Origin of the sequence: Cellulomonas massiliensis JC225 (assembly GCF_000312005.1) — a bacterium.
Classification (GTDB): Bacteria; Actinomycetota; Actinomycetes; order Actinomycetales; family Cellulomonadaceae; genus Cellulomonas; species Cellulomonas massiliensis.
This window is the reverse complement of record NZ_HE978588.1, coordinates 718,040-724,572: the sequence shown is the minus strand read 5'-3', so window position 1 is coordinate 724,572 and position 6,533 is coordinate 718,040. Positions and strand designations below refer to the sequence as shown.

At 76.1% G+C, this 6,533-nt stretch carries 4 protein-coding genes and 1 pseudogene; 1 reads left to right on the top strand and 4 read right to left on the bottom strand.

What is annotated here, in order from left to right; all coding sequences use genetic code 11:
- From HGCM_RS19625 to HGCM_RS03425, 3 genes and pseudogenes are all read right to left on the bottom strand, one after another.
- Nucleotides 1-1,034, bottom strand: a pseudogene (locus tag HGCM_RS19625) (hypothetical protein); the annotation flags it as partial.
- Nucleotides 1,031-2,977 carry an HSP90 family protein gene (locus HGCM_RS16660; protein WP_019135486.1) on the bottom strand — a complete coding sequence of 649 codons (1,947 nt, stop codon included), beginning with the start codon at nucleotides 2,975-2,977 and terminating at the stop codon, nucleotides 1,031-1,033. The pseudogene HGCM_RS19625 and the gene HGCM_RS16660, both read right to left, overlap by 4 nt.
- Nucleotides 2,974-3,459, bottom strand: coding sequence for a type III secretion system chaperone family protein (locus tag HGCM_RS03425; RefSeq protein WP_019135485.1), 486 nt, complete (start codon nucleotides 3,457-3,459; stop codon nucleotides 2,974-2,976). Before HGCM_RS03425 ends, HGCM_RS16660 begins: the two co-directional genes overlap by 4 nt.
- A gap of 177 nt (nucleotides 3,460-3,636) precedes the next feature.
- Between HGCM_RS03425 and HGCM_RS03420 the strand changes: the two genes are divergently transcribed.
- Nucleotides 3,637-4,257 (top strand): nucleoside/nucleotide kinase family protein, encoded by a 621-nt coding sequence (locus tag HGCM_RS03420; protein WP_019135484.1) that lies wholly within the window; start codon nucleotides 3,637-3,639, stop codon nucleotides 4,255-4,257.
- A gap of 96 nt (nucleotides 4,258-4,353) precedes the next feature.
- Here the strand turns inward: HGCM_RS03420 and HGCM_RS03415 are convergent, their stop codons facing one another.
- Nucleotides 4,354-6,147, bottom strand: coding sequence for an alpha/beta hydrolase (locus tag HGCM_RS03415; RefSeq protein ID WP_246119423.1), 1,794 nt, complete (start codon nucleotides 6,145-6,147; stop codon nucleotides 4,354-4,356).
- Between the last annotated feature and the right edge of the window lie 386 nt (nucleotides 6,148-6,533).

Sequence of the window (6,533 nt, the reverse complement as noted above, 5' to 3'; positions counted from 1 at the left end):
GCCATCGCCGTCGTGCCGTTGCGCCGGTCGAACGCCGCGGCGAGCGCCGTCGCCTCGCGGTCGGCCCACGCGTGCAGCTCGGCCACGGTGCCCGCGGGCACCTCGCCGGCGTCGACCGCGTGCTCGGCGGCGTCGGGGAGCAGCGCCGCCGTCCCGGCGACGACCGAGACGAGGAACGCCAGGCGGCCGAGCGGCGTGTCCGCCGCCGTCAGCAGGCGGTGGTCGTCGTGCAGCGCGCGCAGCGCCTCGGCGGTGCGCCCGCCGCGGGCGAGCAGCACGAACCGGCGGCCACGGGTGGACGCCATGTCCGAGCGGCTCTCGGCGAGCGCCGCGACGAGGCGGCGGTACGCCCGCGCGGCGTCGGTGGTCCGGCCCGCGTCGAGGTAGGCGGGCGCCAGGTAGGACAGCATCGTCGCGGGCTCGGTCGCGCAGCTCTCGCCCTCGGCCAGCACCTCCTCGACGATCCGCACGGCCTCGTCGGTGCGGCCGGCGTCGAACAGGTAGGCCGCGCGGTCGCCCGGGTCGCAGACGACGCACTGGGAGAACTCGTCGCGCGGCGTGCGGACCCACTCGTCGTACAGGGCGAGCGTCTCGGGCGCGTCGCGGTGCGCGGCCCAGCCGAACTTCTCCGCCGCGACGGCGTCCCGCCCGAGCCCGGCGACGGCGTACCGGCGCTCCATGTCCTCGAGCGTGGCCTCGATCTGCTCGGCCGGGACCTCGGGGAACTTCATGAGGTCGCCGACCATCCACTTGAACGACCAGTACGTCGCGCTGCGGTCCTGCTCGTCGAAGTGCTCGGGGTGCTCGTCGAGCCAGCGCACGAGCCGTGTGAACGGCAGGTAGGCGCGCTGCACCTCCCCGCCCCACACCATCGAGTCGACGAGGGTGTACAGCGCGTAGGCGCGGGCCTCGTCGGGCCCCTCGGCGTCGACGAGGCGCACCTGCTGCTCGGCGGCCAGCGTGCGCGCCGTGCCGTAGGGCAGCCGGCCGACCGCGCCGATCTCGTCGTTGGCCTGGTGCAGGCTGCGGGTCACACGAGCTCCTCGTCGTCGGGCTGGTCGGGGTCCTCGTCGGTGCTGCGGGGGCTGCCGGCGGTGCCGACGCCCGGGTCGCGCAGCCCGGCGTCGAGCAGCGCCCCGAGAGACTCGTTCATCACGCGCGCCTCGCGCACGCGCAGCGGCTCGCCCGCCAGCAGCACGGCCGAGACGTAGAGCGAGCGGACCCCGGCCGCGAGCACGGGGTCCTGCGGGGCCGCCGCCAGCAGCCGGCGGACCGTGGGGTTCGCGTCGTTGAGCACGAGGCGCCGGCTCGCCGGCGCCTGCGCGCCCGTGAGCCCGGCCAGCACCCCGCCCCACAGGTCGGCGGCCTCGTCCACGGTCCGGCGGACCTCGCGGGCGTGCTCGGCGTCCCGGTCCTGCAGCAGGACGGCGGGCAGCTGCGCGGGCTCGAACACGCGCACCTGCAGCTCGACGTCGAGCTCGGCGACGGCGCCGCGGGCGGCGTCCAGCGCGTCGAGGACCTCGAGCTCGCGCAGCGGCTCCAGCGGAGCGAGCACCTGGGCGACGTCCTGCGACCGCAGCGCGCGGACCTGCCACCCCGGGCGGTCCGCCAGGCGCGCGAGCAGGTCGGCGTCGTACACGTAGCCCGCGTTGACGAGCGCCATGCCCTGCGCGCGCGCCACCGGCGCGACGCGGCGGTACTCCTCGACGCTCGTCGTGTGCACGACCGCGCCGTGCCGCTCCGCCACCTCCGCGAGCGTCAGCTCGCCGTCCGTCGTCTCGAACGGCAGCACCCGGGCGGCGAGGTCCAGCATCGCGTCGTCGACGAGCGCCAGGGACCGGACCGCCAGGTGGTGCGTCCTGACGAGCTCGCGCGCGGTCGCCGTCCCGCTCGCCAGCGTGCGCTCGGTCCAGGCGCGCACCTGGGCGCCGAGCTGCTCCTGCGTGACGAGCAGCGCCTCGTCGGTGTGCAGCGACTCCCGCGACGCGGTCGGGCGCAGGCCGTCGGCGTCGAGCACGCACCGCACGAAGAACGCCCAGTCCGGCAGCAGGCCGTCCACGCGGGTGCCGAGCAGCATCCGGCGCAGGAACACGTGGTGCGTGGAGCCCCCGCCGGGCGGGACCGCCGCGGGCAGCACGAACCCCACGCCGGTCACGCCGGTCAGCGGCACCTCGAGGTCGATGTGCGCGAGCGGCGTGAACCCGAGCACCCGCTCGCAGTACCGGGCGAGCGCCGCGGCCCGCGCCGGCTCGTCGGCGTGGCGCACGCGCCAGGGCAGCTCCGGCTCGCTCACGCGCCGCCAGGCGGTGCGCGCCCCGCCGCCCGCGGTCTCCACCGGCACCTCGACCGCGACGTCGACCGGCAGGAGCCCGCCGAACTCGCGCGCCAGCTCCAGCACCGTCTCGCGCTCCAGCCAGTGGGTCCCGTCGACGCGCGCCCGCAGCCGCACCGTGGACCCCGGCGCGTCCGGTGCGTCCGTCGCCGCCAGCTCCTCGAGCGTGTAGCGCCCGTCGGGCCGGCCCACCCAGCGGATCGCGGGCGCCTGCGGGTCCGCCGCAGAGCGCGAGACGAGCTCGATCTCGTCGGCGACCATGAACGCCGACAGCAGCCCGATGCCGAACTGCCCGAGGAACTCGGCGCGGCCCACGCCGAGGTCGAGGTCGCGCTTCGAGGAGCGACCCACGGTCGCCAGCAGCTCGGCCGCCTCGGCCGCCGTCAGGCCGACGCCGGTGTCCGTGACCTCCAGCGTCCCGTCGTCGAGCGCGCGCAGGCGCACGCGCGCCGGGGCCTCCGGCTCGATCGCGCGCCGCGCGGTGATCGCGTCGACGGCGTTCTGCAGCAGCTCGCGCAGGTAGACGCGCGGACCGGAGTACAGGTGCCGGGCCAGCAGGTCGACGACGCCGCCGAGGTCGACCTGGAAGGCCTCCGACGACGGCGCCGCGGCGCCCGCACGGCCCGCGCGGGCGCCGTCGCTCACGCCTGCTCGAGCTCCGCCTTCGCCGCCGCGGCGGCCTCGGGGTACAGCTCGTCGAGGTGCTCGAACAGGCCGATCGTCGTCGCGACGCCGCAGTTCATCTGGCGGTCGATCTGCTCGTCCGCCACGCCGTCGGCGTAGTCGACGGTGAGCTCGCCGTAGACGCCCAGCAGGCCCTCCTCCTCGCGGACGAAGACCTTGGGCCACAGCCGCTCCGAGTTCCACTCGTTCGCGAGCCGCACGAGCGCGTCCAGGTGCTCGGTGCCGAGCTTGCGGTTCCAGCGGCCGCGCACCTGGAACGCCTGGTCCGCGTCGCCGTAGACGAAGAAGTAGAACAGGTGCCCGTCCCAGTAGCCGGCGGCGTCGCCGTCGTCGTCGACCAGGTACCGCAGCCCCTGCGCCTCCAGGCGCTCCGTGATGCGCTCCTTGGCCATCGGCGCGAGGCTGGGCCGCTGCTCGGCACCGGGCTTGGTGAAGTACCCCATGGGGTCGCACTCCTTCGACGTGGACGGTTCGACCCGGACGGCCCCGGTTCGGCGAGGCGGACGGGCGCGCCCCGCGACGGCTCGGCGCCGGCTCGGGGGGACCCCGCGAGCCTAGCCCGCGCCCACCGGGGACCGGCCAGGCCTGCCGGGTGATCCGGTCCGGGTGAGACTGGGGCCGTGCGCGCGCGTCCGACCACCCTCGACGAGGTCGCCCGGCTCGTCGTCGCGCGGGCGGGAGCGCTGGACGGATGGGTGCGGGTCGCCGTGGACGGCGCACCGCCGACCGAGCCCGCCGCGCTCGCGGACCTGGTCGCCGAGCGGCTGCGCGTCGCGGGCCGTCCGGTGCTCCGCGTCTCCGCGGACGACTTCCTGCGGCCCGCGTCCGTGCGGCTGGAGCACGGTCGGGAGGACCCCGACGCGTTCTACGAGGACCGGCTCGACACCGGCGCCCTCGCCCGCGAGGTGCTGGACCCGCTGGAGCCCGCGGGCACGGGCCTCGTCCTGCCGTCGCTGTGGGACGCCCGGCGCGACCGGGCGACGCGGGCCGACCGGGTGCCGCTCGGCCCGGGCGGCGCCGTGGTGCTGGACGGGTCGCTGCTGCTGGGCCGGTGGCTCGCGCTCGACGTCGTCGTGCACCTCGCGGTGCGGCCCGCGACGCTCGCACGGCGCACGCCCGCGGAGCTCGCGTGGACGCTGCCCGCGTACGGGCGGTACGCGGACGAGGTCGGGCTGCAGGAGGTCGCCGACGTCGTCGTGCTCGTCGACGACCCCCGCCACCCGGCCCTCGTCGAGGGCTGACGACCCCGTCACCGCGCGGACGACCGCCCGGGGCCGCGGGCGGACCCACGACCCCGGGCGGGGAGCCACGGCCGGACCCACCGGCCGATCGCGCGGTCAGAGGCGCGGGGTCGCCCCCGGTGCCGGCGGGACGACCGGCGGCAGGCCACGCCGCGGCGCCACGCGCAGCGCCTTGGCGGAGTCGCCCTCCTCGAGCGGCGTCGTGAACGGCTGCTGGTCGCCGGTGCAGTGCTTGCCGACGGAGGGCAGCTTCACGCTGAGCAGGTAGGCGTCGACCGCGTTCGTCACGCACTCCGACGTGCCGTACGCGGTGTGGCCCCACGAGTCGCTGAGGACGAGCCGGCTGCTCGGCAGCAGCTCGGCGGCCGCGACGGCCCCGTCGACGTTCGTCGCCGGGTCCCACGTGTTGCCGACGACGAGCACGGGGGCCGCGGTGCGGTGGCTGAACGTGCCGCGGTACGCGTCCTCGTCCTTCGCGGTCCAGGTGCTGCTCGCGCACGGCGACGAGCTCCACGTCCACAGCGGGCCGAACTCCGGGGCCCGCTGCTGGGCGATCTGCGTCGCGCGCGTCCAGTCGGACGCCTTCGCCGGGTTCAGCCCGTCGGTGCACAGCACGGACCAGAAGGCCTCGTTGCCGTTGTCGTACGGCAGCGCGAACCCGAACGCCCGCGCGCGCTTCCCGTCGGCCTGGTGCTGCGCGGCCTCGCGCTGGCGGGCCTCAACCCGGGTGGCGAGGCGTGCGTTCGCCGTCTTCCTGACGCCGGCCCCGCCGGAGACGAGGTCGGCGACGAACGACAGGTCGAGGTCCACGTACGTGCCGGCGTCCGGCGCGTAGAGGTCGCCGAGCAGGAAGCCCGCGAACGCCGAGTAGGTCAGCTCGAGCAGCACCTCGCCGGTCTCCGGGTCGGTGATCGTCGCCGGCTTCTTCTTGAGGGACGCGATCACCGAGTCGTACACGGCCTTGGGCGTGCCGCGCTTGGCGGTCTCGCAGTAGTCGGGCCCGGCGATGCGGCACCGCTGCAGGATCTCCAGCAGCGCCGAGCGCGCGCCCTCGCCCGAGCGGATGCGCTGCGTCTGCGGGACCGTCCGCGTCGCGGCGGTGCCGGCCCAGCCGACGGGGTCCAGCACGCCGTCGATCGCGACGGCACGGACGCGGTCGGGGAACATGTTGGCGTAGACGTTGCCGAGGTAGGTGCCGTAGGAGAAGCCGAGGAACGTCAGCTTCTTGTCGCCCACCGCTCGCCGGAGGACGTCCATGTCGCGCGCGACCTCGGCCGTCGACATCGACGCCGAGAGCGGCTTGCCGGTGGTGGAGCAGCCCCTGCCGACCTTCTCGGAGGACGAGATCCAGGCCAGGCGCTCGATCGCGCCGACCGGGAAGTCGACGCCGAACCCTTGGTACGCCTTCGCCTGCGCGCCCGCGTTCGGGAAGCACTTCACCGCGGCGCTGTAGTTGGTGCCGCGCGGGTCCAGGCCGACGACGTCGAACCGCTCCGTCAGCTCGGGGCTGAGGAACTGCTCGGCGGCGGCGGCCGCCTCGACGCCCGAGCCGCCGGGGCCGCCCGGGTTGACGAACAGCGAGCCGATCCGCTTCTTCCTGTCGGACGCCGGCAGGCGCAGGAGCGCGACCTCCGTGGTCGCGCCCGTCGGCTTGTCGTAGTCGAGCGGCAGCGTCGCGGTGGCGCACTGCGTGCGGTCGCCGAAGTAGGCCGAGCAGTCGTACCAGTCCAGGTGCGGCGCCTTCACGCGGTCGACCCGCGCGGCCTCCTTCGCGGATGTCCGGCTCGTGCTCGCGGCCCCCGCCGCGGTCGGCACGACGGCGAGCAGGCCCGCCGTGAGCCCTGCCACCGCGAGCGCGGAGATCAGGACCCGGTGTGGTCGTGTGGCCACGTCTTCCCCCCTTGGTCGGTCCCCGTCACCGGGGCGGCCGTCGCGGTCGCGGGTCGCGTCCGTCCAGGCCCGTCGACACCCTCCTGCACGGGACGAAACGGAACAAGGGGGACACGGGAACGTCAGCCTCCGGGAGCAGGGCGCGGTCCGGGGGTTCCGCCCTGAGGCGGACGCCGGGGGCGCGACGACGAGCCCGTCGGCCGACGCCCCGCCGTGCATGCGACCGGGACGCTGGCCAGGTGGACACCCCTGGATCCGAGAGCCGCACCGTCGTGAGCCGCCCCGTACGGTCGAGCCCCGCGCGCGGCCGCCGTCCGGCGCGCGCCGGGTCGCGCCCGCGTGGCCGGACGGAGCTCGTCGTCGTCGGGCTCGCGCTCGCCGCCGCG

Bases quoted from the DNA above. Each gene is read 5' to 3' on its own strand.
- HGCM_RS03425 (WP_019135485.1), bottom strand. From the start codon at position 3,459: ATGGGGTACTTCACCAAGCCCGGTGCCGAGCAGCGGCCCAGCCTCGCG.